The sequence below is a fragment of the Cohnella boryungensis genome, from assembly GCF_042651945.1.
Taxonomy (GTDB): domain Bacteria; phylum Bacillota; class Bacilli; order Paenibacillales; family Paenibacillaceae; genus Cohnella; species Cohnella boryungensis.
The window spans coordinates 87,964-88,822 of the sequence record NZ_JBHSED010000032.1 but is presented as its reverse complement, the minus strand read 5'-3'; the positions used below and the strand labels follow the sequence as shown (position 1 = coordinate 88,822).

Below are 859 nucleotides of genomic sequence, written 5' to 3'. Positions count from 1 at the left end.
CTGCGGTCGGGCGAACCGGTCGGCCTGATGGCCGAGCGCTCTCCGGCGATGCTGGCGGGCTTGCTCGGCATCGTGAAGGCCGGGGGCGCGTACGTGCCGCTGCCGCCGGATTTCCCGGCGGATCGGCTGCGCTACATGGCCGACAATGCCGCGATGCGGATCGTATGCGCGCAAGCTTTCTGGCTGGACGCAGCGGCGCAAGCGTGTCCGAGTGCCGCACGAGTCGATCTGGACAGCGTGCTTGCAGACGCTTGCGATGGGACGGAGACATCGCCCGAAGTCGCAATCTCCCCGGAGCAGAACGCCTACATTCTATACACCTCCGGCTCGACGGGCCGGCCGAAGGGCGTCATGATCCGGCATCGCTCGGTCGTCAACCGGATTCACTGGATGCAGCGGACGTACGCGCTCGGCGAGCGGGACGTGATTCTGCAGAAGACGCCGTACAGCTTCGACGTCTCGGTGTGGGAGCTGTTCTGGTGGATGCTGTCGGGCTCCAGCGTGTCCTTCCTGGCTCCGGGAGCGGAGAAGGACCCGGGACAGCTGCTGGAAGCGATACAAGCCGGCGGTATTACGACGATGCATTTTGTGCCGTCGATGCTGGCGGCGTTCCTGGAAGCAGCGCAAGCGGAGAAGCCGGAGCGGCTGAGAGAGAAGCTGGGGACGCTGCGGTACGTATTCGCCAGCGGCGAAGCGCTGCATAAGGCGCATGTCGACAGGTTCTACGGACTGCTGCGCGGAGCCGGGCTGAAGGAAGCGAAGCTGATCAACCTGTACGGACCGACGGAGGCGACGGTCGACGTCACGGCCTACGAATGCGAAGCGGAGAGCGCGCTGGATTACGTGCCGATCGGCAAGC

The 859-nt window shown here is 65.3% G+C and carries 1 protein-coding gene; it reads left to right on the top strand.

The features are described 5' to 3' along the window. Positions 1-859, top strand: an 859-nt coding sequence (locus tag ACFO1S_RS15175) for an AMP-binding protein (protein ID WP_378127061.1), incomplete at both ends; no start/stop codon positions are given.